Genomic DNA, 23,793 nt, shown 5'->3' with positions numbered 1-23,793 from the left:
ATTAATTATTTTTTGAAATTATTTTGCTGGAAAGTGTGTGTGCCAGTGACGAGCAATATCAGCGCGGGTACACACCCAAACGTCGTTATGCTGCTGCACATAATCTAGAAAGCGTGCTAGTGCTGCAGCGCGTCCGGGGCGACCAACTAAACGACAATGTAAACCAATGCTTAACATGGCTGGAGCAGTTTCGCCTTCGGCATACAGCACATCGAAACTATCTTTTAAATAGCTAAAAAACTGGTCGCCACTGTTAAATCCTTGGGCACTCGCAAAACGCATATCGTTGGCGTCTAGCGTGTAGGGTACAACTAAGTGCGGCTTGCCATTTTCTTCTACCCAGTAAGGCAGTTCATCGGCATAGCTATCGGCGTCGTATAAAAAATTATGCTCGCATACTAAGCGGCGAGTATTTGGACTCATGCGTCCGGTGTACCAGCCTTCGGGAGCTTTGCCGGTAACACGGGTATGAATGTCAATCGCCTGGCGTATATGCTCGCGCTCGACGTCTTCGCTAATGTACTGGTAATCAATCCAACGGAGGCCATGACTAGCAATTTCCCAGTTGGCATCCAGCATGGCTTGCACGGCATCTGGATTTCGCTCTAGCGCCATGGCAACACCAAATACAGTCGTTGGCATGTTGCGTTCAGTGAACATTTTATGCAAACGCCAAAATCCTTTACGACTGCCGTATTCGTAAATAGATTCCATATTCATGTGGCGCACGCCATTAAGCGCTTGGGCACCGACGATTTCGGATAAAAAGGCTTCGGAGGCAAGATCTCCATGCAAAATACAGTTCTCACCGCCTTCTTCATAATTAATAACAAATTGCACGGCAATGCGTGCTTTATTCGGCCATTGCGGATGGGGCGGTTGGCTGCCATAGCCAATCATGTCGCGGGGATAATTCATAAATTCACTCAACTATTCGGTGAAACATTACCTAAGAATTCTTTATATATTTCTTTAGAATCATAGTGTTAGTCTAGTATCAGCAGAAGAACATGCCCATAGGTAAAGACCGGATTGGCAGCTTTAAAACATGCGTGAAAAGTTTTCATCGTCGGCAGTGAAAAAATTCACTTTCTTACTGTAAAAGTCGGCATATGATGGCCGCCTTTTTATCACTGCCATTCCAATCATGCGTTTTTTATCATTTGATGCTTTACGTACCTTGCACCTTAATGGCGTATCTTATATTAAACCTGAGCGCATGCTGGCTGAGGCCGAAACCATTAAAGCAGCAGATGGCGTTTTATTTCCACAGTTTTGGCAAATAAATCCATTAATTTATGGATTAAAAACTCGAATTTTTCCTAGCCCTGCCAGTTATTATATCGGTCATGACAAAGTCGAGATGACTCGGTGTTTTCAGCTATTAGCGCCTGAGCACGTTCCTTATACATTAATAGAGCCTAATACCCCTGAAGCTGCCGCCAGTGTTTGGGCGAAAATGCCACTTCCTTTCGTTGCTAAAATTCCTAAAAGCAGCATGGGTGATGGTGTATTTCTTATTGAAACACAAAAAGATTGGCAGGCTTATTTAGCTATTTCTCCCGTTATTTATGCACAAGAATATTTACCCATTGATCGTGATCTGCGCATCGTGTGGGTGGGCGATAAGATTGTCGGTGGTTATTGGCGCATGCAAGCTGAGCAAGGTTTTTATAATAACATTGCAAAGGGTGGTAGCGTTGAGTCTGGGATTTTGCCGCCAGAAGCCTGTGCATTGGTTGAACGATTAGCGCTAGGGTTAGGTATAGATCACGGCGGATTTGATATTGCTATGATAGGTCATTATCCGTATGTGTTTGAATTTAATCGCATTTTTGGCAATCAAGGCTTAGCGGGTAAACAGCAAGCAATTGATGATGCGATTATGGAATACCTAGGCCGAATTTGGTCGGATGACGAGCCTGATAACCCTCTTTCACCCATGACGCCAGATTGGCCAGAGCAGCCGGAGGCTATGTAAGTTAAGTAGAAGGGAGGCCAAAAAAAGGGGCGTCGAAATCGACGCCCAAAGGAGAGTATCACTCTCAGACAAAGCTCAAAGGAAGTGTCTAGAAAAAGCCTAAAGGACTGGTGCTGTAACTCACCAACAAGTTCTTAGTCTGCTGATAATGCTCTAACGCGATCTTGTGAGTTTCACGGCCTATGCCTGACTTTTTGTAACCACCAAATGCGGCATGAGCAGGGTAAGCGTGATAGCAATTAGTCCACACTCGACCGGCCTGAATATTGCGGCCCATACGATAGGCACGGTTCATATCACGAGTCCACACACCTGCGCCCAAACCAAACTCTGTATCGTTGGCAATCGCTAGCGCTTCAGCTTCATCTTTGAAGGTGGTCACGCTAATTACCGGGCCAAAAATTTCTTCTTGGAAGACGCGCATTTTGTTGTCGCCTTTAAAAATAGTCGGCTGAATGTAGTAACCCGTTTGTAAGTCACCACCCAAAGAAGCCGCAGCACCACCAATCAAAATTTCAGCGCCTTCGTTTCTGCCGATGTCGATATAGCTCATGATACGGTCGTACTGTTCTTTTGACGCTTGAGCGCCGACTTGAGTCTCGGTATCCAGCGGGTTGCCGCGCACTATGGTTTGCGCACGCTTAATCACCATGGCAATAAATTTGTCGTAGATGCTTTCGTGCACTAATGCGCGCGATGGGCAGGTACAGACTTCACCTTGGTTGAAGAAAGCGAGCACAACACCTTCAACGCATTTGCTGAGGTAATCGTCTTCATGTGCCATAACATCTTCAAAATAAATGTTAGGTGACTTACCACCCAGTTCGACCGTGCTAGGAATGAGTGATTCTGCAGCGCACTTGAGTATGTGCTGCCCCACTGGCGTAGAACCGGTAAAGGCAATTTTGGCGATGCGTGTACTCGTCGCTAACGCCTGTCCAGCTTCTTCACCGATACCATTAACAATATTGAGTACGCCGGGCGGAAGTAAATCAGCAATCAGTTCGACTAATACCAATATTGACGCTGGGGTTTGTTCCGCAGGTTTCATAATGACGCAGTTACCAGCCGCCAATGCGGGGCCCAATTTCCATGCCGCCATTAAGATCGGAAAGTTCCAAGGAATGATCTGGCCAACCACACCCAAAGGTTCGTGAATGTGATACGACACTGTCGTTTCGTCTAGCTCAGCCATTGAGCCTTCTTGTGCGCGTAAGCAACCAGCAAAATAGCGGAAGTGGTCGATGGCTAGCGGAATATCAGCAGCGAGAGTTTCGCGTACCGCTTTACCGTTGTCCCATGTCTCGGCTACGGCGAGCATTTCAAGATTTTTTTCCATGCGATCGGCGATGCGCAATAGTACGTTCGAACGTTCTGCCGCAGGTGTTTTGCCCCATGCGCTTGCCGCGGCATGAGCAGCATCGAGTGCTACTTCGATGTCGGCGGCATCTGAGCGAGCAACCGTACAAAAGACTTCACCATTTACGGGGCTGATGTTGTCCATGTAGCGACCATTGACCGGCGCGACCCATTCGCCACCAATAAAGTTATCGTATTGCTTTCGGAAATGAACAAGAGCGTCTGGTTGACCTGGGTTTGCGTAAATCATAGTGTGTCTCCACTTGTTATTGTTCTGCAAATTCGTATTCGGACTTACGTCTACGACCTTGGTCGTAGGCGGCGTCATTATTGGGTGAATAGGGCCACTTGGCCGGTTGTCAGTCTTCACACTATGTGATCTATTGATACTTAACTTGCCCCTGAGTACGAAAGACTTTGCTCTGCGTCCTAAAGGCAGAAAAAGAGAAGCTTTCAGGTAACAGCACATGACAAAAACAACATCGCTGACCTCTCTTGCGAATCGCCATCGCCGCACGGCAGCGCCACGCCAGTTGATTGAGAACCGCACTGTTTATGCCAGTCATAATGCTGAGCTATCTATTTATGACACGTACGAAGCGGCTGAGCGTGTGCGCTTAGACGCTGGAGAAGTGTTGTATTGCGGGATGATGACAGGACGTAAAGTGATGCATGGTCGTAACGGCTATTCACGCGGATTTTTACCACATGAGTCGTTTGTAATTGCACCCGGAGAATACGTTGAAATTGATTTTCCTGATGCCAGTGAAGAAACTCCGACCAGTTGTCTTACCTTAGAAATTAGCCGCGACACGCTTCGCACAGTCTGCGATAAGCTCAATCAACGCAGTGCCCGTCCTGCTGAAATTGGCGAGTGGAAGCCCGATGAAAGTCATCTTTTACACTTGCTACATACGGATGCGACGCAGCATTTACTTGAGCGTATTGTCGGCAGTTTTGTCGATGCCGAAGAAGATCGCGATTTAGTGCTGGAATTTGGCGTTAACGAATTGGTTGCGCGTATGTTTCGCCAGCAAGGCCGAGGATTTTTGTTACAGTGTGCGCAAGAGAATCCTACTCAGTCAGCGTTAGTCAACGTGATTTCACATGTTGAACAGTGCTTGGCGGAAACCATTGATATTGATCAGCTGGCACGCATTGCTTGCATGTCGCGCAGTAAGTTATACCAGCAATTTAAACATTGTTTTGGGTGCGGCCCGATGGAGTATATTCAGCAGCGTCGTTTGGAAAAAGCCTGCAATTTAATTCGCAATGGCAAGACAATTACGCAAACTTGTTATGATGTTGGCTACAGCAATCCCAGTCATTTTTCGCGGCGTTTTCATCAGCAATATGGTATGTCACCAAGAGAATATGCGGCGCGTAGTTAGTGAAGAAATTTGAGTCAATAAAAAAGAGAACTCCCCGAAAGCATACTGCTTTCGGGGAGTTTTTCGTTTAGCGGGCGTGAAATGCAATCGACCAAACGAAATCAAGTGATGTGAATTTGTCAATCTTAGGATCCGTAATTTTACCTGTGCTTACAGTGAACGGATAGAAGGCTTTGATCGTTGGATTACCTGATGTTGTGCCGTGACATGTATGGCACGACGAATTCCAAGCAGTCCATTTATCCGGTGACGAACCATCCGGTACGCCAGCAAAATCTTCCATCTTAGTATTGCCTAAAATAATGTTCGGATTCTTAGCATCTGAATAACGAATTTGCGTACCGTTACTGCGGTAATTCACAAAAGCGGTTTTGCCTAAACCCGATTGCACCAACATTTTTGTGTATTGTGCTTGGCTTAATTGATCGGGATAAGTGATTAGCGATTGAGCATTGGCTAGGCCTGGGTTGCCTTTAAATTCGAAGGTCGTCCAAAACCAGCTTGGCGTTTCTGAATGGAAAGGATCGTCTGGTGTTGGCGCCATTTTAGCCATGATGTGCAGACCCAAGAGACTGTAAGTTGTATTGGTTGTACTATCGACCAGTTGATATGCACCATCTACTGCAGAGTTTACCCAGTCGCCTTTTATTTCTACGGTACCAATCGGGAAATCAATTTTAGGAGAGGTTGATAAGGTATTCCAAACACCAGCTTTGGAGTTTAGATTCTTCTGCATGATGTATTTATATGAAATTAAGTTACGAGTAACTTCTTCTCCTCCATCGTTTGGTGGCATGCTGAACTTGGCTGCCATCGGTTGATGTTGTGCAGCAAGAAAGATCTTAGGCTCTTGTAAATGCGGGCGTGTTCGCACTTTATTTTCGACGCTAAACGCTTTAACCGCTGGGCTAAAAGTATCTTCGTTACTCGGCCAGATTTCCCATTGAGAAAAGTCTTTACCATTAAAATTAACGCGCTGATTGACGCGTGAAAATAGCATCCAAGCGACTTCAGACTGCCCTTCGACATCATCGTTAAGTGCCATTGTAGAATATTCGGCAGCGAAATCAGCATCGGACATCGTCCACCAATCTTGCGCTTGGGTGCAGGCACTAACCAATAACATTGAACTGCAAATAATCGTTGTGGCAACGATTGTTGGTAAGGCGAAACGTTTAAATTTCCATTCCATCATGATACTCCCATTTTGCAATTTATATGGGCATAAAGGGCGTCATGGCTTTATTCGAGTGACGTCCAGTATGTCCTCGTTTTATGTAGGCCTTTTGAAAACAAAAAGGCCGTATTCACCCTAGATGCGAAGATGGAATAACTCAATGTGACGAGGGTGAACTTCCACGAGATGTCAGTTGATTTATTTATCAAAAAATAAGCTCATTACTAGCATTTTTGCGACATACTTCATTAATGTTAATGCATTGTTATGTATGGACTGGTACTAAAGTATTGTTTATCAGTTGAGTCGCAATATTAATTCCTTAGATAACTAGTTGCTGACAATTGAGTTCACTAGGCGATATTGTAATTTTGGCGTGCGATGCCTATGTATTTGCATGTTATTTTTAGTTCTAACAATTTATGCAGAAATTTGGTGTTGTTGGAGGGGGACTGACGATTTACGAAGAATTTTTTCAATATAAATAATGGCCATGTTTTTCCCGCTAGCGATGACCTATCGCTTGGTTTTTATATTGCAACTTACCTTTGAAAAATTACCACCCGACTATCGTCCTGCCAAACCGGCGTTAACCCATAGCGCTCCGCAATATAACTGATCGTTTTATCGTGCATAAACACCACATGCGTTGGATCTCGGGTGTAATGCCAGTTGGCAAATTGCTGTTCGGTTTTCCAGCGGCTGGTCATTAACGCTAAATAGCCGCTCGGCGCTAGCAATTCTGTTAATTTCGTTAGCTCTTGCGCAGGCTGGTGAAAGTGCTCGAAGCATTCTGTTGCCGTGATGACATCGTATTGTGGTTTTAGCTGAATATCTGCAAAGAAAGGATCATAGTTATCGCAAGCAATACCTTCACGCTCTAGCAAGAAACTTAATGTTGGTCCTGGGCCGCAGCCGTAGTCGAGCGCTTGTAAGTGAGTTTTTTGCTCATTCGGAATCAGCGCCAACAGCGGCGTGGTTACGTTTTGCAGAAAGCGCACATAGCCTTCATCGGCAATACTGTTCTCGTGCGTTGCGTAATAGGCCATCTCTTCGTCTGCGGTTAGATAATCTGCGGGATCTACAAACGCGAGATGACAGTTAGGACAGGCGAAATAGGTTCTCTTGTCGGATGCACTGATTGGCGTCAGGCTATTTTCTTCGTTGCAAAGAGGGCAGGCGGGGCCAATGTGGGTGGCTATATTCATAACGGGCCTTAAAAAGATGAAATACGATTGTAGCGCTTTTGCCTCTGCCGTCTAAATCCGCGACAATAGCGGGCTTATCACTTATTTAACGATCTTCAGGTTTCGGATGTTATGACCACGCGCATTGCTATTAACGGATTTGGTCGTATTGGGCGCTGTGTGTTGCGTGCCTTGTATGAAAATGGTTATCGCGAAGATCTGCAAGTGGTTGCTATTAATGAACTCGCAGATATTGAATCGCTGAGTTACATGCTGCGCTACGATAGCACCCACGGTCGTTTTTATGGCCCAGTGACGATTGCTGATCCGCAGCATCTGTTGGTGAATGGCGATAAAATTCGTGTGCGCCATCAGCACGACCCCAGCAATCTAGATTGGGCTGAACTCGGTGTGGATTTGGTGCTTGAATGCAGTGGCCAGATTCGTTCGCGCGAAGATGCCGAGCTGCACTTAGAGCGCGGTGCGGGCAAAGTACTTATCTCTAACCCAGCCGATAGCGCCGTTGATAACACCATTATTTTTGGTCTTAACCACGACTTGATTACACCGGCTGACCGCATTGTTTCCAACGGATCGTGTTCTACCAATGCGCTGATTCCGATTCTTACCTTGCTAGACGAGGCATTTGGTATTCAGGCGGGTGTTACTACCACGATTCACTCGGCCATGAACGATCAACCTGTGATTGACGCTTACCATTCTGATCTGCGCCGTACTCGCTCTGCCGTGCAAAGTATTATTCCGGTGGATACTGGTTTGTCGTTAGGTATTGAGCGCTTAATGCCACAGTTGGCGGGCAAGATTGAGTGTCTGCATTTACGCGTACCAACGGTGAATGTGTCGGCTTTGGATATCAGTCTGCAATTGAACAAAAAGACCAGCTCACAAGCGGTCAATGAACTGCTACAATCCGCCGCCGAAGGCGAGTTCGCTGCGATTATGGGTTTAACCCGTGAAGCGCATGCCTCCATTGATTTTAACCACGATCCTCGTTCAGCCATTGTCGATGCCACGCAAACACGGGTGAGCGGCGGCCACTTGCTGAAGTTGCTGGTGTGGTTTGATAACGAATGGGGTTTTGCTAATCGTATGCTTGATACCGCGATGTGCCTGCGCTAAGCGCTAAGATTTCTAAATTGTTCTCCGTATGGCTACCTCGCTTTGAGTGTGAATACGGACTGATACTGAATTGCTACAGAGGATAAATGATGGCTGTTTTAAAGATGACTGAACTGGATTTGACTGGTAAGCGCGTATTGATTCGCGAAGACCTCAACGTTCCAGTTAAAGATGGCAAAGTAACTTCCGATGCGCGTATTCGTGCGTCTTTACCAACCATTCAGCATGCTTTAGCGGCCGGTGCCAAAGTGATTGTCATGTCTCACCTTGGCCGTCCTGAGGAAGGCGTTTATGACGAAGAATCCTCCATGAAGCCAGTAGCTGCGCACCTTGGCGAATTGTTGGGTCGTGACGTTAAAGTAATTCGTGACTTTCGCGAAGGCGTCGAAGTTGCTGATGGTGAAATGGTTTTGCTAGAAAACGTGCGCTTTAATAAAGGCGAGAAGAAAGACACCGACGAGTTATCTCAAGCCTACGCGGCGTTGTGCGATATCTTTGTGATGGATGCTTTCGGTACTGCGCACCGCGCTCAAGCATCTACTCACGGTGTGGCTAAGTTTGCCCCGATTGCTTGTGCTGGCCCTTTGCTTGCAGCGGAATTGGAAGCGCTGGGCAAAGCGTTGGATAAACCAGCTCGCCCATTGGTGGCTATCGTGGGTGGTTCTAAGGTTTCAACTAAGTTAGAAGTATTAGAAAGCTTGTCTGATATTTGTGATCAAATCATTGTTGGTGGCGGTATCGCCAATACCTTCCTTGCTGCTGCGGGCAATAACGTTGGTAAATCTTTGTGTGAAGATGACTTGATTCCTGCGGCTAAAAAGCTGATGGAAAAAGTCTCTATCCCAGTACCAACCGACGTTGTCTGCGGTAAAGAATTTTCTGAAAGCGCAGTGGCGACGTTGAAGAATGCAGCCGATGTCGAAGCCGACGACATGATTTTCGATATTGGCCCAGACAGCTCTGCCGCTTTAGCTGAACAATTGAAACAAGCAAAAACCATCATTTGGAACGGCCCTGTCGGCGTGTTCGAATTCGATCAGTTTGGCGAAGGTACTAAAGCCTTGGCATTAGCCATTGCCGAATCAGATGCGTTCTCAATTGCGGGCGGTGGTGATACGCTAGCAGCTGTGGATAAATACGACATCGCTGATAAGGTTTCTTACATCTCAACCGGTGGCGGTGCTTTCCTAGAATTCGTAGAAGGCAAAGTGTTACCGGCTGTGGCGATTCTGGAAGAACGCGCGAAAAACTAAGCGCAAAGCAAGATTCAAAAGGCCGGAGATCCCGGCCAAACTTTTTTTAAAATAGCCGCTCGTACTGAACGGCGATAAAAATTTGAGGAGCTATCATGGCACTTATCAGCATGCGTCAGATGCTAGACCACGCCGCCGAATTTGGTTACGGCGTACCAGCATTTAACGTAAACAACCTAGAGCAAATGCGAGCCATCATGGAAGCGGCGGACAAGACCGATTCACCGGTGATTGTTCAGGCCTCTGCTGGTGCTCGCAAATACGCGGGTGCTCCGTTCTTGCGTCACTTAATTCTGGCTGCAATTGAAGAGTTTCCGCATATTCCAGTGTGTATGCATCAAGACCACGGCACGTCACCTACCGTATGTCAGCGTTCTATCCAATTGGGCTTCAGCTCAGTGATGATGGATGGTTCATTAGGTACCGATGGTAAAACACCAACGACCTATGAATACAACGTTGACGTGACAAAGCGTACCGTTGAAATGGCGCACGCTTGCGGTGTATCGGTTGAAGGTGAGCTGGGCTGCTTAGGTTCTTTAGAAACTGGCCAAGCCGGTGAAGAAGATGGCATTGGTGCTGATTGCGTACTAAGCCATGATCAAATGCTGACAGACCCTGAAGAAGCCGCTGACTTTGTTAAGCAAACCGGTGTTGATGCGTTAGCAATTGCTTGTGGTACTTCTCATGGCGCTTATAAGTTTTCTCGTCCACCGACAGATGACATCCTAGCGATTGACCGTATTAAAGCGATTCACCAGCGTATCCCTGGTACTCACTTGGTAATGCATGGTTCATCTTCTGTTCCACAAGAATGGTTGGCGATCATCAACGAGTTTGGCGGTGAAATCCCTGAAACTTACGGTGTGCCAGTTGAGCAAATCGTAGAAGGCATCAAGTACGGCGTGCGTAAAGTAAACATCGATACCGATTTGCGTTTGGCATCTACTGGTGCGATTCGTCGCTTCTTGGCAGAAAACCCAAGCGAATTCGACCCACGTAAGTATTTCTCTGCATCGGTTAAAGCCATGACTGAAATCTGTGTTGCGCGTTACGAAGCGTTCGGTACTGCGGGTAACGCATCTAAGATAAAAGCCTTGTCTTTAGATGATATGTTCGCACGCTATGAGCGCGGTGAGCTGGCTGCAAAAATCGTTTAATAAAAACGACGTTTGTTAGTTGAATAAAAGAACCGCCGCAAGGCGGTTTTTTTATGGGTGGCGATTTTAAAGTTTCACAATGTGGTTTTAATATGCAATGGATCTAATAAAATAGAATGAGTCAGAATTTTAATTTATCTCGGTTTTTTAATTGTTCGACGAATTTGGTCTAATTGAGTGTCAATAGTGGCACTTTTTTTGGGGCGATAATGTCTGTTGATGTATTGCTTCGGCTCTGACAAACTCGTTGAATTCCACATAACAATCATAAGGCGGATTATGGATGATCAATAAGCGCTATACATCCTTGCTTGTGTTTCTAACACTCTCGCTTTCTGCGTCAGGAGCTTTGTCGATGTCTTTGTTCGAGCCTAAAAAAGTCTGTCTATTTTCTGCCATGTCCGGCGTTATTACTTTGAATGGTGAGCCCGCTAAAGGTGCTCACGTAAAACGTATTGTCGAAAAATTTTATTCATCAGGTCATAACACCGATGAAACAATGACGGATGATAATGGCTACTTTGAATTACCTGCGGTGTTTGATCAAAGCTTTTTAGGCAAGTTTTTACCGGGTGAATTCGCGATTCCTCAACAGGTTTTTGTAACGTATGGGGGGGAGGAGTACAAAGTCTGGGCAGGAGTAAAACGGACAAAAGACGAAAATTCTGAAGCGCGAGGTAATGAGCTTGTCGTGCAATGTAAGTTAGATTCAGAGCCCCAAGCAATTGCTGTTGATCGAGGTTTTTACTATACGCAATGTAGTTGGGGGGTTGAAACGGATGAGGATTAATAAGGAGGGAACGAAATGGATTCGATATTAGAGCCAAGAGATGCCGCGAAATTCGCCGATAATGTATATATCTTAGTTGAAACACAGTTGCCCGAAGAGTTACTTGCGGCCTTAAACTTATTTTATGGCACAAAAATGGATATTTCTGCAGAAAATATCACATCCGCCAAAACCGGTGGCCCCGGCTTTATTAAATCAACAACCGCATTTGGTTTGATGGCTTTTGGTAAGGGCGCGTACGAAGGTCATGCATTTGTTATTTTACGCGGCACCAAGAAAACCTTTCCTGCCGATTGGCTGACGAATTTCAATCTAGCCACATCTCGCTCGACTCGCGGGCAATTGGTTCACGATGGTTTCAATCAAGCGTTTTTGTCGATGCGTGCGCAGCTTAAAGCATTTATTACAGGCTTTGCTGGTCGTGGCGTTCGTACCGTTCATTGCATCGGCCATAGTTTAGGTGGTGGCCTAGCGACTTTATGCGCCGAATTTTTAGAAGCCAACACCACACTCAAACCCTATCTATATACCTTCGGTGCTCCAAGGGTGGGGATGGCACCGTTCGCGACCAGTCTTACCAACTCATTAAGTTATGAACGTATGTACCGGATTTATCATCGCACCGATATCGTTCCCTGCGTACCATTTTGGCCTTTTGTACATGCGCCTCTGCAAGAGAAAGAGGAGGTTTATGATTATTTTCAACCGAGTCCAGGATCATTCCCCGCCGTAGAAATGCACGATATGGCTGAGTATCTGAAAACGATCGGCAAACAAGGTTGGTCAGAACTTAGGGGTAAGCGTGACGAGCATTTTGGTGAGCAAGGTATAAATCGTTGGCTCAATGATAAAGCCTCGGTTAGTTTCCATGTAACCAACTTAGAATGGCTTGATAAAGCCATTAGTTATGTCGTTGGTAAATGTTTAAAAGCGATGGGTATGGCAATGTCTAATGCCTTCTCCGCTACATTTACTCTGATGGATCGTCTTGCTTATATTCTGCGCAAGGGCATTAATTTAGCGACGGCTATCTCGGACTTAGTGCTTAATTTGATTCGCAAAATGATGTCCATGTTAGGCATGAAACCCATCTTAGAAAAAGCCGATGCTACCCATGCATTTATTACACGGATATTCCAGCAGATGTCTGCTCGGGTCGGTGCATATTGTCAGCGCGCATTGGACAGCGTGTTGGTGAATGGACAAGGGATGTAACCTTATTCTATAACAGCTAACTCCAGTCCAGCTTCTAATGCTTACATACTGGCTCAATATGGCCATTCTGGTATTTGTGAGCAGCAAGCAGCCAGTGTTATCGTTCATTGATAAGAATAACAACGGATCTCACCATGACTAGCAATCCTCTCTCGCGTCGTAAATTTCTCGGCTTATCAGCGCTTACAACGGCGTCAGCTTATGGGCTAACAACCGTTAGTCTCCTTTCCGCGCAAAAAGCAGAGGCGGGATGGTTTTCCAAACCTGAATTGGCTATCCCTGACAGCCCTAATGCTATTGCATCCCACTATCCGGCTATTGTCATCGGTAGCGGATACGGCAGTGCGGTCTCGGCATTGCGGTTGGGTGAGGCCGGGATTGAGACGCTGATGATTGAGATGGGGATGTTGTGGGATAAGCCGGCATCTGATGACAAAATATTCACTAAAACGACAGCCCCTGACGGGCGTTCGATGTGGTTTAAAGATCGTACTGAAGCGCCGCTCGAAAATTTCTTTGGTTTGAATGTTATTAATCGCGATATTGAACAGTATCCCGGAGTGCTTGATCGTGTTCGTTACGACAATATGTCGGTTTATGTGGGTCGCGGTGTCGGCGGTGGTTCTCTAGTTAACGGCTGTATGGCGGTTACTCCGCGTCGTGATTACTTCGAGACTATTTTGCCGAATGTCTCAGCTGATGATATGTACGATACCTACTTCCCGCTTGCGAATAGCATGCTAGGTGTGAATAACGTGACGGAAGAGTTATTCGAATCTAAGTACTATCAGTTCTCGCGGGTTGCTCAAAAGGCGGCTATCAATGCCGGGTTCAAAACTGCAAATGTTCCGAGTAGCTATGACTTTGGATATATGCAGCAAGAGGCCGATGGTGATGCGCCTAAGTCGGCGCTTGATGGTGAGGTTATCTACGGTAATAACGGTGGCAAGCAGAGCCTCGATAAAAACTATATTCCTGCAGCTATTGGTACTGGTCACGTGACTCTGCGCACGCTGACTAAGGTGACTAAGATCGAGCAAGATGCCAATGGAGTGTATTCCTTATCGCTCGAAACGATTGATGTTACAGGTGCCGTGGTCGAAACATTACAGGTTAGCTGTAACCAACTGTTTTTAGGCGCGGGCTGTCTCGGTACGACTGAGCTTTTGGTGCGCGCGCGTGATACTGGCACATTACCGCTGCTGAATTCTGAGGTAGGAAAGGGGTGGGGCAATAACGGTAATATTATGTTTGCGTGTTCAACGCGCTTTTGGAATGGCACTGGCGTCGCGCAATCGACAATGCCGGTCATGGGGATTGATAACTGGGATGATCCTGAGCATCCGGTGTTTGCCGAAATCGCTCCTTTCCCAACTGGTATTGAAACCTGGACCAGCTTGTTTTTAGCGATTACTAAAAACCCAGAACGTGGATATTTTACCTACAATGCGGCTGCGGATAGTGTTGATTTAAATTGGGATGCGACGCAAACAGCAACTTCTTATAACGATAGTAAATGGTTGTTCGATAAGATGAACGCGGCCAATCGAACGAAATACCGTACGGGATTGTTTGCGGATAATAAATATTACGCGGATGACTTCACCTATCATCCGTTAGGTGGTTGTTTGCTGGGTAAGGCAACCGACGATTATGGCCGTGTGAAGGGCTACAACAACTTGTATGTTGTTGATGGTTCTCTAATCCCAGGCAGTGTTGGTGTAAATCCTTATGTCACCATCACTGCCCTTGCTGAAAGAAATATTGAGCACGTCATTGCTAACGACTAGGCAAAAAAGTCACGTTAGCTAAGTTTCAATGTTTTAACCCCTGCGTCAGCCAAGCGCACTAAGCCTTGGCTGATACTGCTCTTTGGAAGGGCTGTAAGCATCGCCAATGGTTTATTTTTGCAAGGCCTTTAGCGATTGCATAAGTGCATTCATGTCCACGACTTTGTGATCACTTGGAGCTTTAAACCATTGTTCATTTTGCTTCCCTAGTTCTAGCATTTTGGCCTTCATTACTAGTCGGCCACTATCCTTCTCCCAGAGCGGGATACCTTCCTTGGTAATACATGCTTCTATATAACCCGTTGGTTCTTTGCCTTGGTGTGTTATTTGGATGTCTTTACGCCAGTGGGTGCATTCAATCCCAATGAATTCTTTTTTTCCTAAATTTGTCGAATTTTCTTTAATACTGGACAAATCTATACCTAGATTGGTAGCAAATTGTTTTTCATCCATTGTCATAACTACTTTTCTTGGATCATTTTCCACCCAAAAGAAGTACGTCATGTCTTTGCTATTGCCGACCATTCGTAGGTTGCCAGGTGCTCCCGCTGGAGCTTCGCCTTTTAGACTAGATTGAGATTCGCCGTCATAGCGCAATTCAAAATCCCGAGGTGTGACACCATCTGTTACTTCAACAATGGCAAAGAACGGCGTTTTAACATCATTAAAGTCAACGGCGTGACAGTGTGCCGAAGCCGCAATGGTCATAATGGTTAGATATTTTTTCATGAGTTCATCCTTGATGGTTGCTTAGGTCTGAATTGCGAGAGTTTAGATTAGCAAGTACCGATAGTGATCAAGTTGCTGGTGTCGCTGCATCTTTAATTTTTTGCACCATTGCGCGGATACCATTACCGCGAGTGGGGCTGAGATGTTTGATTAAATCGATACTGTCGAAGTAAGTATCAATGTCAAAGGCAAGGATTTCAGCCGGCGTTTTGTTGTTGTAGGCTGCAAGCACAACGCCGAGTAACCCTCGAACGATATGGGCATCTGAGTCTGCTTCGATATTCATGGTCGAGCCGTTTAATTCATAGTCGATCCATACTTGGCTTTGGCAGCCGCGCAGTAAAAACTCTTCTGTTTTCTTTTCATCTCTCATCGCGGGTAGCTGTTTACCCAAGTCGATGATGTATTTATAGCGTTCTTCCCAGTCGTCGAAAAAACTGAGGGTATCGACGATGTCATCGGTCGTGATATCGCTACCGAAGGGATTCGCATTAATAGACATGAAGACTCCTAGTTATAGTGATTCAATAAAGCGACGAATACGAACAGCGGCTTCAATGCATTCATTGGTCTCAGCAACTAACGCCATACGAATGCGTCCCGCGCCGGGGTTAATGCCATCAACAGTGCGCGATAGATAAGATCCCGGTAGAACGGTGACATTTTGCTGGGCGAATAATTGCTGGGCGAACTCTTCTTCGTTAATCGAAGTCTTTGGCCATAAATAGAAGCTGGCATCGGTTTGTTTTACATCGAGCACGGGCTGTAAGGTTTCTAATACGCCACGGAATTTCTGTGTGTATTGCGTCCGATTGTCGATGACATGTTGTTCGTCTCCCCAAGCCGTAATGCTAGCAAGTTGCGTATGAACCGACATGGCACAACCGTGGTAGGTACGATAGAGCAAGAAGGGCTTGAGCAAATCGGCATCACCGGCAATAAAACCGGAGCGTAAGCCCGGTAAATTAGAACGTTTCGATAGTGAGTGGAACACGACGCAGCGTTTAAAGTCGTGACGGCCTAATTTTGCGCAGGCTTCTAATAAGCCCATCGGTGCTGAATGGCCTTCAACATAGATTTCTGAGTAGCACTCGTCGCTCGCTAAAATAAAATCGTGTTCGTCTGCCAGTGCGATGAGTTCTTTGAATTGCTCGAACGATAAGGTTGCTCCGGTTGGATTTCCTGGGGTGCAAACAAACAGAATTTGGCAGTCAGCCCAAACGTTGGCAGGCACAGCTGCATAATCAGGGTTAAAGCCGTTTTCTTCTAGGCAGGGCAAAAAGTGCGGTTGCGCGCCGGATAAATACGCCGCACCTTCGTAGATTTGATAAAACGGATTTGGGCACACCACTAATGGATTCGATTTAGTGCGATCAACGGCGGCTTGAGTAAAGGCAAAAATAGCTTCACGCGTTCCGTTCACCGGAATAACTTGGCCTGCGGCATCAACGGGTTGTAAATCAAACCGCTTGGTTAACCAGTTGGCGATGGCTTGGTTAAGTTCAGGTAGACCTTTTGTGGTCGGATAATTTTCTACGCGCTGCAGCTCAGTGCGCAGAGTATCCAATACAAACACTGGGGCTGGATGCTTCGGTTCGCCGATGGATAGAGCTATGTGTTCCAGATCGGAAGGCGGGGTCACCGCTCCTTTCAGCTTGGCCAGTTTTTCAAAGGGATAGGGCTGGAGTTTGCTTAGATCAGGATTCATACCGCTTCCGAGGTTCTTGTTGTAAATGCCGCATTATACCAGCTTGTTTATCGACTGCTCGGGAGAAATCGCCGTAGATAGTGTATCCAGTTATAATGGCCGGAATTGATATAAGGATGGTGGCAAGTATGTTCGGTGTTTTCGATGCGATGTTTTGAATAATGCACTCAAAATTTGCACATATGCAGGCGTTAGGCACCAAATTTATACGATTTTTATTACTAATACTCTTTTCTTGTTTAGTACTGCCAAGTGTTTCATTGGGGCAGGACGCGACACCTCCGCAACTTGCGGCTGAAAATGGGTATATGGATTTGGGTGCTATTGACTGGTCAAACCATCTTATTCGTCTTGATGGCGATTGGTCTTTGATTTGGGGCAGTCTAGTTCCTCCTGAACAATGGCATTCGGGAATCGCGCGTGTCTCACACCTACCCCATAGTTGGAGCAGCATGCTGGGCAGTTCTTCTGATATGCCGGGACAGGGAGTTGCTTCTTATCGCTTACAGTTATCAGGTCTTTCCGATCGCGAGCGCATGGGGCTCTACATTCCTGAGATCTCTACTGCATTTCGTCTCTTTGCAAATCGCCAACTTGTAGCAAGCGGCGGGGTTGTTTCAGAAAACTTAGATGAGATAAAAGCCTACAGCGGCGACCAGTGGGCGTTATTGCCAGCGTCAGTTGGTGGAAAGGTGACGCTGGTTTTACAGGTTGCTAACGCCAAGCATTTTAGTGGTGGCGCTTGGCAAAGCTTAACACTCGGTAAGGCTTCAAATATCGCTGAACGATTTAATCGTATGTTGGTTTATGAGGGCGTGGTAGCCGGTTTAATGCTGATAATGGCATTGCTGCTGTTGCTTGAGTTCGCTGTCGATACTCGGGACCGTGCAGGCTTGTGGCTGGGTCTATTTGCCTGCGTGCTTGGCTTGCGAATTAGTATTTCTTCGCACGGTGCACTGTATTGGTTATTTGATTTTAACTTCCCCTGGGAATGGCATATCCGCTTGGTGTATATCACCATGCTGTTAACCCCAGTGTTCTTTTTTGGTTGGTTGCGAAGCTGTTATCCGCGCGATATTCATCGTCGCACGTTAGTTATTTTATCCATACCTTATCTGGCTTCGGCGTTACTTTGTTTGGCGCTTGAAATCGCTTGGTTTACTGCACTTCTGCATATTTTTAGCTTACTGATTTTGGCCAGCGTTTTAATTGGTAGTGGTTGGTTGTTGCGGGCGCTGGTGCGTAAGCGCAAGGGGGCTTGGTTTTTAACATTGGGATTGCTATGCCCTGCGGTGGCCGTTGTTCATGATGTATTGCTAGTTAATCGCGAGGTGCAAGGTGAGCCCTGGATGTATGGTGGCTTAGTTGTGTTTGTACTGGCTCAGTCGATTAATTTTTTGATGTTTCGTGTGTGGCAGCGGCGCCAAATAGAATCATTGAGTCGCCAACTAACCCAAGCGAATAGAGAGCTTGAAATACGAGTGAGTGAGCGAACTCAAGACTTAAAAGACAAAGCAGAAGCTCTGCAAAACGCCAATGCGCAGTTACAGGTATTGGCGAATATTGATGCCCTTACTGGCTTATTGAATCGGCGCGCTTTTATTGAGCAAATGAAACAGCTAACGGGTCTGCATTCGCAGGTGGCAATGTTGTGGATTGATCTGGATAAGTTCAAAGAAGTGAACGATAACTTTGGACATGCGGCTGGTGATGAAGTGTTACGTCAGTTTGGTGCGTTATTGCGTAGTCTGCGTCGTGGTCAAGATCGTATGGGACGTTTAGGCGGAGAGGAATTTGCTTTATTGCTGGTGGATTGTGACCTTGATGGTGCCCAGCGTTTTGTGCACCGCTTATTTGAGTGCTTAAAGGATTTACAGTTTACCGAATGGCCAGAAATTGAAGCGGTCACCGCAAGCGTTGGTATTTCTGTTGGTTCGTTAAGGCATGACCGCTGGGAGGAATTAATGAGTGCTGCGGATCATGCAATGTATGAGGTTAAGCACAGCGGCCGTAATGGTTTTCGCGTTGCTTAATCGCAATTGATGATGCATTACCCATAAAAAAGCCCTACCGATTGCTCGGTAGGGCTTTTGCGCAGATGCAGGAGGTCTTAGTTAGACGCTTCTACAATCGCTTTCATGTCGGTCATGTAGCCACGAAGTTCTTGACCGATCCACTCAACTGGGTGGTTACGGATCAATTCGTTCACTTCAATCAAGCGCTTGTTGTCGACAGAGTTAGATTTGTTTTTCAAACCCTTACCGATAACGTCAGTGCTGATGTGCGGCATGAACTTCTCGCGCAACAGTGGCACTGCAGCGTGAGAGAATAGGTAGTTACCATATTCAGCCGTGTCTGAAATAACCACGTTCATTTCGTACAGTTTACGACGCGCGATGGTGTTAGCGATTAACGGAGTTTCGTGCAGAGACTCGTAGTACGCAGATTCTTCAACGATGCCGCTTTCAACCATAGATTCAAACGCTAGCTCAACACCTGCTTTGATCATGGCAACTAATAAAATGCCGTGGTCGAAGTATTCTTGTTCGTCGATAGCAACGTCAGATGCTGGCGCTTTTTCAAAGCCAGTTGCTAACGTTTCTTCACGCCAAGTGAGTAGGTTTTTATCATCGTTCGCCCAGTCAGCCATCATAGTGCTAGAGAACTCACCGCTGATGATGTCCGCTTGATGCTTGCGGAACAAAGGACGCATCAATTCTTTTAGTTCTTCAGCCATATCGAAGGCCAAAATTTTAGCTGGGTTAGATAGCCGATCCATCATGTTAGTGATGCCGCCGTACTTCAGCGCTTCTGTCACTGTTTCCCAACCGTATTGGATCAACTTAGCGGCGTAGCCTTCGTCGATACCGTCTTCAACCATTTTCTCGAAGCCAAGGATGGCGCCAGTTTGCAGCATGCCGCAAAGGATGGTTTGTTCGCCCATTAAGTCAGACTTAACTTCAGCAACAAAAGATGATTCCAGACAGCCAGCGCGGTGACCGCCAGTACCCGCGGCCCATGCTTTAGCGATATCCCAGCCTTCACCTTTTGGATCGTTTTCTGGGTGAACGGCGATCAATGTAGGAACACCGAAGCCGCGCTTATATTCTTCACGAACTTCTGAACCTGGGCACTTAGGAGCAACCATTACAACGGTTAGGTCAGAACGGATTTGCATGCCTTCTTCAACGATGTTGAAGCCATGGCTGTAACCTAAGCAAGCGCCTTGTTTCATCATAGGCATTACGGTCGTAACAACATCAGTGTGCTGTTTATCTGGGGTTAGGTTTACCAGCAAGTCGGCTTGTGGAACCAATTCTTCGTATGTGCCAACAGTGAAACCGTTGTCAGTTGCGTTTTTCCAAGACTGACGCTTTTCAGCGATAGCAGCAGCACGCAGAGTGTAAGAAACATCTAAGCCAGAGTCGCGCATGTTCAAACCTTGGTTTAAACCTTGAGCACCACAACCGATGATGACAATTTTTTTGCCTTTCAGGAATTCTGCTTCTGAAGCGAATTCTGAACGGTCCATAAAACGACAGCGACCAAGCTGATCCAGCTTTTCGCGTAGGTTTAGAGTGTTGAAGTAGTTATTACCCATGCTCTATCTCCTTCATAAGTGAATGTTTAGCAAGTTTGCGCGGAATGATAGGGGAAGAATCGTGTTGCGTAAAATGCTATATTTGCGTTATCACGTTGCATTTTTTGCAATACGTGAGGTGCAATTATTCGCGAGCCGAGAATTAATATGGATTACAAAGACTTGCAGGTGTTTATTAGCATTGCTGCGCAGCAAAATCTCGGGCGCGCCAGTCAGCAGTTGCATGCTAGTCCGTCAACTTTGAGTCGGCGCTTAGCGCGTATGGAGCAAGAAGCAGGTGCCATTTTGTTTAAGCGCGATGCCCAGCCGCTGGTATTAACCCCAGCAGGCGAATTGTTTCGTCAGCACGCGGAGCAAACGTTAGCTGCTTGGGATGCTCTGCGCGCCGCCGTGAATACAGAAGTCAGTGATATGACGGGTTCTATCACCTTATATTGCTCGGTAACGGCGAGCTATAGTTTCCTTGCTGACTTATTAACGCGTTTTCGGGAGCGCTATCCTAAGGTGGATTTGCGTATTCACACGGGGGATGCGGCAGAATCGATTCCTCGGGTTGAGTCCGGTGACGCTGATGTGGTTATTGCCGCTCGTCCTGAACAGCTATCCTCAGGGCTAACCTTTAAAACCATTACGCCGTCACCTCTGCTATTTATTGCGCCACGCTCGCTCGGGACTGTGCCGCAAATTACTCAGGCAGAGATTGATTGGTCTACGGTGCCTATGGTGTTATCAGAGTCGGGTTTGGCGCGGACCCGTGTGAACCATTGGTTTGATGCCCGCGGAGTAAAGCCCCATATCTATGCGCAAGTATCCGGTAATGAGGCGATTGTAAGTATGGTGGCGCTCGGTGTTGGTGTTGGTGTCGTTCCTGAATTAGTGCTTCATAATAGTCCTATGGCGAGTCGAGTTCGGATTTTGAACGTGCAGCCTGAGCTAGAGCCGTTCGCAGTAGGACTTTGTGCGCAAAGTCAGCGATTACAGGAACCATTGCTGCAAGCCTTGTGGCAAACTGCAACTCGTTAGCGAACCAAGTTATTTCTAAAAATAGGCTGGCTGATGGCTCCTTTGCGGCTAATAGCTCATAATAGTGGCTAGTCTTAATATGAGTCTCGATTTGAGAGAGTCTCCATGAATCACGAAGAGCATAAGGTTGTGTCCTTGATTAACAACGACGACAGTAATGAAAATACAACGGAAACGCCTTTGCAGCCGGTAAAACGGGATCGCAAAGGTATTTATTTATTGCCGAATTTATTTACTACCGGCGCTTTGTTTTCTGGCTTCTATGCCGTAGTCGCCGGAATGAATGGTCATTTTGAGAATGCAGCGATCGCGATTTTTGTTGCGATGATTCTTGATGGTCTCGACGGACGTGTTGCGCGTTTAACTAATACCCAAAGCGATTTTGGCGCTGAGTACGATAGCTTGGCGGATATGGTGTCATTTGGTGTAGCGCCAGCGCTTGTTGCTTTTAGTTGGGCATTACAAGATCTCGGTAAAGTCGGTTGGGTCGCGGCTTTTGTATATTGTGCAGGTGCGGCATTGCGCCTTGCTCGTTTCAATACGCAGCTAGCGGTAGCGGATAAGAATTTCTTCACCGGGTTAGCGAGTCCAGCAGCAGCGGCTATTGTTGCAGGTACCGTATGGGTGTTTAGTGAATCTGGAATGCCTGGTCGTGAGATCGCGTGGTTAATGGCGGTTGTCGTTCCTACTGCAGGGTTGCTTATGGTTAGTAACTTTCGCTATCACAGCTTTAAAGGGCTCGATCTGCGCGGTAAGGTGCCATTTGTCGCAATGCTCGCCGTAGTGTTTGTCTTTGTTATCGTATCTATTGATCCGGCTAAAGTGTTACTGGGTGTTTTTGTTGTTTATGCGTTATCCGGACCATGTTACGAGGGATGGACGAAGTTGAAAGAGCGGAGAAACAGTTAATTTAGCAATTGGGTTGTAAGAAATAGGGAACCCTACCGACTGAATAGTTATCTCTCTATATATCATAGGCCGCAGTAGCGGCCTTAAATTTAGGAATACTTATGATTATTCAGCAACGTAAAGCGAACGACATCCTTCCTTCTGAAATAACGCCGAAATCGACTTATCTTAATCGCCGTAAGTTTATGACGGGGGCTTTAACATCTGCTGCAGCGCTAGCGACATCTCCTGTGTTGGCAATCCAATCGGCTGACGGAAAACCCGCATTATCCAGCCCAAATGAATTGCAAAAACAAATTCTTGCCGCGTCCGAAACCGCTTGGGGTAAAGACGAAACGCTTTCACCATACAGTGCCGTGACTCAGTACAATAATTTCTATGAATTTGGTACAGGTAAAACAGATCCGTCACGGTATGCCGGCGATTTTAAGACCGACGGCTGGAAGGTAGAGATTGGCGGCGAATGCGAAGTGAAGGGGCAGTTTACCCTTGAAGATATTCTGAAGCCGTTGGATTTAGAAGAGCGTATCTATCGCTTACGCTGTGTCGAAGCTTGGTCAATGGTGATTCCCTGGATTGGCTTCCCTCTGGCTGAATTGTTGAAACGTTTTAAGCCTTTATCTTCGGCTAAGTATGTCGAATTCACCACCATTGAAGATCCGGAACAAATGCCGGGCCAGCGCTCAGTGTTTTCAACCATCGATTGGCCATATAAAGAAGGCTTGCGTATGGATGAAGCCATGCATCCTTTAACGCTTATGGCTGTCGGCTTATATGGTGAAATCTTGCCCAATCAAAATGGTGCACCATTGCGTTTAGTCGTGCCATGGAAGTACGGTTTTAAAAGCATTAAGTCTATCGTCGCCATTCGTTTTGTTGAAGAAATGCCTAGTACGACTTGGAATGATCTTGCCCCACAAGAATACGGCTTCTACGCCAACGTCAATCCCAAGGTCGATCATCCGCGCTGGAGTCAGGCTTCCGAGCGGCGCTTGCCAAATGGATTGTTTAGCGCCAACCGCATACCAACACAAATGTTTAATGGCTACGCCAGTGAGGTCGAAGGCCTCTATAGTGGAATGGACTTGCGCCGCTTCTATTAATACATGATAGAAAGCGGTTATTTGTCTCCATTAAGACTCGAGGAAAGGTATGTCCATTCTTAGCGCTATCTCTAATAAGATAACGTCGGTGCCTGTACTTTGGCGTCGATTTATAATTACTGGTCTCTCAGCACTGCCGGCACTCTACATTTTGCAGTTAGTTATTCGTATTCAAACAGGAGAGTGGGATTTACTTGGTCCTGAGCCTGGCAAAGCTTTGGTATGGCTAACAGGAACGTGGGCATTTAACTTTCTATTGATCGCTCTAATGGTCACG

General features: G+C 46.4%; 21 protein-coding genes (1 of these 21 running past the window's edge). 13 read left to right on the top strand and 8 right to left on the bottom strand.

Features of this window, described 5'->3' with window-relative positions; genetic code table 11:
* Positions 1 to 18: 18 nt before the first annotated feature.
* Complete coding sequence (gene puuE / locus TOL_RS15815) at positions 19 to 918, bottom strand: allantoinase PuuE (protein ID WP_015488374.1); 900 nt, start codon at positions 916 to 918, stop codon at positions 19 to 21.
* 229 nt (positions 919 to 1,147) lie between these two features.
* Between puuE and TOL_RS15810 the strand changes: the two genes are divergently transcribed.
* Positions 1,148 to 1,981: an ATP-grasp domain-containing protein gene (locus TOL_RS15810; protein ID WP_015488373.1), complete on the top strand. Its 834-nt coding sequence runs from the start codon at positions 1,148 to 1,150 to the stop codon at positions 1,979 to 1,981.
* A gap of 88 nt (positions 1,982 to 2,069) precedes the next feature.
* Here the strand turns inward: TOL_RS15810 and exaC are convergent, their stop codons facing one another.
* A complete protein-coding gene (exaC, locus tag TOL_RS15805) occupies positions 2,070 to 3,590 on the bottom strand; it encodes an acetaldehyde dehydrogenase ExaC (protein ID WP_015488372.1) in 1,521 nt (506 codons plus the stop codon).
* Between the two features lie 217 nt (positions 3,591 to 3,807).
* On the opposite strand from exaC, the gene TOL_RS15800 reads away from it, so the two are divergent.
* Positions 3,808 to 4,731, top strand: coding sequence for a helix-turn-helix domain-containing protein (locus TOL_RS15800; protein ID WP_015488371.1), 924 nt, complete (start codon positions 3,808 to 3,810; stop codon positions 4,729 to 4,731).
* A 67-nt stretch (positions 4,732 to 4,798) separates the two neighbouring features.
* Here the strand turns inward: TOL_RS15800 and TOL_RS15795 are convergent, their stop codons facing one another.
* Positions 4,799 to 5,926: a hypothetical protein gene (locus TOL_RS15795; RefSeq protein WP_144055387.1), complete on the bottom strand. Its 1,128-nt coding sequence runs from the start codon at positions 5,924 to 5,926 to the stop codon at positions 4,799 to 4,801.
* Between the two features lie 524 nt (positions 5,927 to 6,450).
* Positions 6,451 to 7,116 carry a class I SAM-dependent methyltransferase gene (locus tag TOL_RS15790; RefSeq protein ID WP_015488369.1) on the bottom strand — a complete coding sequence of 222 codons (666 nt, stop codon included), beginning with the start codon at positions 7,114 to 7,116 and terminating at the stop codon, positions 6,451 to 6,453.
* A 111-nt stretch (positions 7,117 to 7,227) separates the two neighbouring features.
* On the opposite strand from TOL_RS15790, the gene TOL_RS15785 reads away from it, so the two are divergent.
* From TOL_RS15785 to TOL_RS15760, 6 genes are all read left to right on the top strand, one after another.
* Positions 7,228 to 8,235 carry a type I glyceraldehyde-3-phosphate dehydrogenase gene (locus tag TOL_RS15785; protein WP_015488368.1) on the top strand — a complete coding sequence of 336 codons (1,008 nt, stop codon included), beginning with the start codon at positions 7,228 to 7,230 and terminating at the stop codon, positions 8,233 to 8,235.
* An 89-nt stretch (positions 8,236 to 8,324) separates the two neighbouring features.
* Entirely contained in the window at positions 8,325 to 9,488 is a 1,164-nt protein-coding gene (locus tag TOL_RS15780) for a phosphoglycerate kinase (RefSeq protein WP_015488367.1), read from the top strand.
* A gap of 95 nt (positions 9,489 to 9,583) precedes the next feature.
* Positions 9,584 to 10,648 (top strand): class II fructose-bisphosphate aldolase, encoded by a 1,065-nt coding sequence (gene fba, locus TOL_RS15775; protein ID WP_015488366.1) that lies wholly within the window; start codon positions 9,584 to 9,586, stop codon positions 10,646 to 10,648.
* Positions 10,649 to 10,931: 283 nt separating this feature from the next.
* Positions 10,932 to 11,438, top strand: coding sequence for a DUF6795 domain-containing protein (locus tag TOL_RS15770; protein ID WP_144055386.1), 507 nt, complete (start codon positions 10,932 to 10,934; stop codon positions 11,436 to 11,438).
* Positions 11,439 to 11,453: 15 nt separating this feature from the next.
* Positions 11,454 to 12,653, top strand: coding sequence for a lipase family protein (locus tag TOL_RS15765; RefSeq protein WP_015488364.1), 1,200 nt, complete (start codon positions 11,454 to 11,456; stop codon positions 12,651 to 12,653).
* Between the two features lie 134 nt (positions 12,654 to 12,787).
* Complete coding sequence (locus tag TOL_RS15760) at positions 12,788 to 14,443, top strand: GMC oxidoreductase (protein WP_015488363.1); 1,656 nt, start codon at positions 12,788 to 12,790, stop codon at positions 14,441 to 14,443.
* Positions 14,444 to 14,554: 111 nt separating this feature from the next.
* On the opposite strand, the gene TOL_RS15755 is transcribed toward TOL_RS15760, so the two are convergent.
* The 3 genes from TOL_RS15755 to dapC form a co-directional block, all read right to left on the bottom strand.
* On the bottom strand, positions 14,555 to 15,172 hold the full coding sequence (locus TOL_RS15755) for a hypothetical protein (protein WP_015488362.1): 618 nt from the start codon (positions 15,170 to 15,172) through the stop codon (positions 14,555 to 14,557).
* Positions 15,173 to 15,239: 67 nt separating this feature from the next.
* Positions 15,240 to 15,674, bottom strand: coding sequence for a SufE family protein (locus TOL_RS15750; RefSeq protein WP_015488361.1), 435 nt, complete (start codon positions 15,672 to 15,674; stop codon positions 15,240 to 15,242).
* Positions 15,675 to 15,686: 12 nt separating this feature from the next.
* Complete coding sequence (gene dapC, locus TOL_RS15745) at positions 15,687 to 16,880, bottom strand: succinyldiaminopimelate transaminase (protein WP_015488360.1); 1,194 nt, start codon at positions 16,878 to 16,880, stop codon at positions 15,687 to 15,689.
* 161 nt (positions 16,881 to 17,041) lie between these two features.
* Here dapC and TOL_RS15740 point away from each other — a divergent pair, with 161 nt between their 5' ends.
* Positions 17,042 to 18,913 (top strand): GGDEF domain-containing protein, encoded by a 1,872-nt coding sequence (locus TOL_RS15740; protein WP_041588534.1) that lies wholly within the window; start codon positions 17,042 to 17,044, stop codon positions 18,911 to 18,913.
* A 77-nt stretch (positions 18,914 to 18,990) separates the two neighbouring features.
* Here TOL_RS15740 and ilvC read toward each other — a convergent pair whose 3' ends face one another.
* Entirely contained in the window at positions 18,991 to 20,481 is a 1,491-nt protein-coding gene (gene ilvC / locus TOL_RS15735) for a ketol-acid reductoisomerase (RefSeq protein ID WP_015488358.1), read from the bottom strand.
* A gap of 147 nt (positions 20,482 to 20,628) precedes the next feature.
* On the opposite strand from ilvC, the gene ilvY reads away from it, so the two are divergent.
* From ilvY to TOL_RS15715, 4 genes are all read left to right on the top strand, one after another.
* Positions 20,629 to 21,504 carry an HTH-type transcriptional activator IlvY gene (ilvY, locus tag TOL_RS15730; protein ID WP_015488357.1) on the top strand — a complete coding sequence of 292 codons (876 nt, stop codon included), beginning with the start codon at positions 20,629 to 20,631 and terminating at the stop codon, positions 21,502 to 21,504.
* A 105-nt stretch (positions 21,505 to 21,609) separates the two neighbouring features.
* A complete protein-coding gene (gene pssA / locus TOL_RS15725) occupies positions 21,610 to 22,413 on the top strand; it encodes a CDP-diacylglycerol--serine O-phosphatidyltransferase (RefSeq protein ID WP_015488356.1) in 804 nt (267 codons plus the stop codon).
* Between the two features lie 101 nt (positions 22,414 to 22,514).
* The gene (msrP, locus tag TOL_RS15720) at positions 22,515 to 23,516 is read left to right on the top strand and encodes a protein-methionine-sulfoxide reductase catalytic subunit MsrP (protein ID WP_015488355.1); all 1,002 of its coding nucleotides are present in this window, start codon (positions 22,515 to 22,517) and stop codon (positions 23,514 to 23,516) included.
* A gap of 49 nt (positions 23,517 to 23,565) precedes the next feature.
* On the top strand, positions 23,566 to 23,793 hold the beginning of the coding sequence (locus TOL_RS15715; RefSeq protein WP_015488354.1) for a protein-methionine-sulfoxide reductase heme-binding subunit MsrQ. 426 nt of this gene lie beyond the right edge of the window; 228 of the gene's 654 nt are visible here — the first part of the coding sequence; it begins with the start codon at positions 23,566 to 23,568; its stop codon lies beyond the right edge, outside the window.

Origin of the sequence: Thalassolituus oleivorans MIL-1, assembly GCF_000355675.1 — a bacterium.
Taxonomy (GTDB): domain Bacteria; phylum Pseudomonadota; class Gammaproteobacteria; order Pseudomonadales; family Oceanobacteraceae; genus Thalassolituus; species Thalassolituus oleivorans.
Note: the sequence above shows the minus strand (reverse complement) of the source record. Positions and strands in the feature narration are given on the sequence as shown.

Bases quoted from the DNA above. Each gene is read 5' to 3' on its own strand.
- TOL_RS15765 (WP_015488364.1), top strand. From the start codon at position 11,454: ATGGATTCGATATTAGAGCCAAGAGATGCCGCGAAATTCGCCGATAAT.
- TOL_RS15795 (WP_144055387.1), bottom strand. From the start codon at position 5,926: ATGATGGAATGGAAATTTAAACGTTTCGCCTTACCAACAATCGTTGCC.
- TOL_RS15760 (WP_015488363.1), top strand. From the start codon at position 12,788: ATGACTAGCAATCCTCTCTCGCGTCGTAAATTTCTCGGCTTATCAGCG.
- pssA (WP_015488356.1), top strand. From the start codon at position 21,610: ATGAATCACGAAGAGCATAAGGTTGTGTCCTTGATTAACAACGACGAC.
- dapC (WP_015488360.1), bottom strand. From the start codon at position 16,880: ATGAATCCTGATCTAAGCAAACTCCAGCCCTATCCCTTTGAAAAACTG.
- msrP (WP_015488355.1), top strand. From the start codon at position 22,515: ATGATTATTCAGCAACGTAAAGCGAACGACATCCTTCCTTCTGAAATA.
- fba (WP_015488366.1), top strand. From the start codon at position 9,584: ATGGCACTTATCAGCATGCGTCAGATGCTAGACCACGCCGCCGAATTT.
- TOL_RS15755 (WP_015488362.1), bottom strand. From the start codon at position 15,172: ATGAAAAAATATCTAACCATTATGACCATTGCGGCTTCGGCACACTGT.
- TOL_RS15810 (WP_015488373.1), top strand. From the start codon at position 1,148: ATGCGTTTTTTATCATTTGATGCTTTACGTACCTTGCACCTTAATGGC.
- TOL_RS15740 (WP_041588534.1), top strand. From the start codon at position 17,042: ATGCACTCAAAATTTGCACATATGCAGGCGTTAGGCACCAAATTTATA.
- TOL_RS15785 (WP_015488368.1), top strand. From the start codon at position 7,228: ATGACCACGCGCATTGCTATTAACGGATTTGGTCGTATTGGGCGCTGT.
- TOL_RS15770 (WP_144055386.1), top strand. From the start codon at position 10,932: ATGATCAATAAGCGCTATACATCCTTGCTTGTGTTTCTAACACTCTCG.
- TOL_RS15780 (WP_015488367.1), top strand. From the start codon at position 8,325: ATGGCTGTTTTAAAGATGACTGAACTGGATTTGACTGGTAAGCGCGTA.
- ilvY (WP_015488357.1), top strand. From the start codon at position 20,629: ATGGATTACAAAGACTTGCAGGTGTTTATTAGCATTGCTGCGCAGCAA.
- TOL_RS15750 (WP_015488361.1), bottom strand. From the start codon at position 15,674: ATGTCTATTAATGCGAATCCCTTCGGTAGCGATATCACGACCGATGAC.
- TOL_RS15800 (WP_015488371.1), top strand. From the start codon at position 3,808: ATGACAAAAACAACATCGCTGACCTCTCTTGCGAATCGCCATCGCCGC.
- exaC (WP_015488372.1), bottom strand. From the start codon at position 3,590: ATGATTTACGCAAACCCAGGTCAACCAGACGCTCTTGTTCATTTCCGA.
- TOL_RS15790 (WP_015488369.1), bottom strand. From the start codon at position 7,116: ATGAATATAGCCACCCACATTGGCCCCGCCTGCCCTCTTTGCAACGAA.
- puuE (WP_015488374.1), bottom strand. From the start codon at position 918: ATGAATTATCCCCGCGACATGATTGGCTATGGCAGCCAACCGCCCCAT.
- ilvC (WP_015488358.1), bottom strand. From the start codon at position 20,481: ATGGGTAATAACTACTTCAACACTCTAAACCTACGCGAAAAGCTGGAT.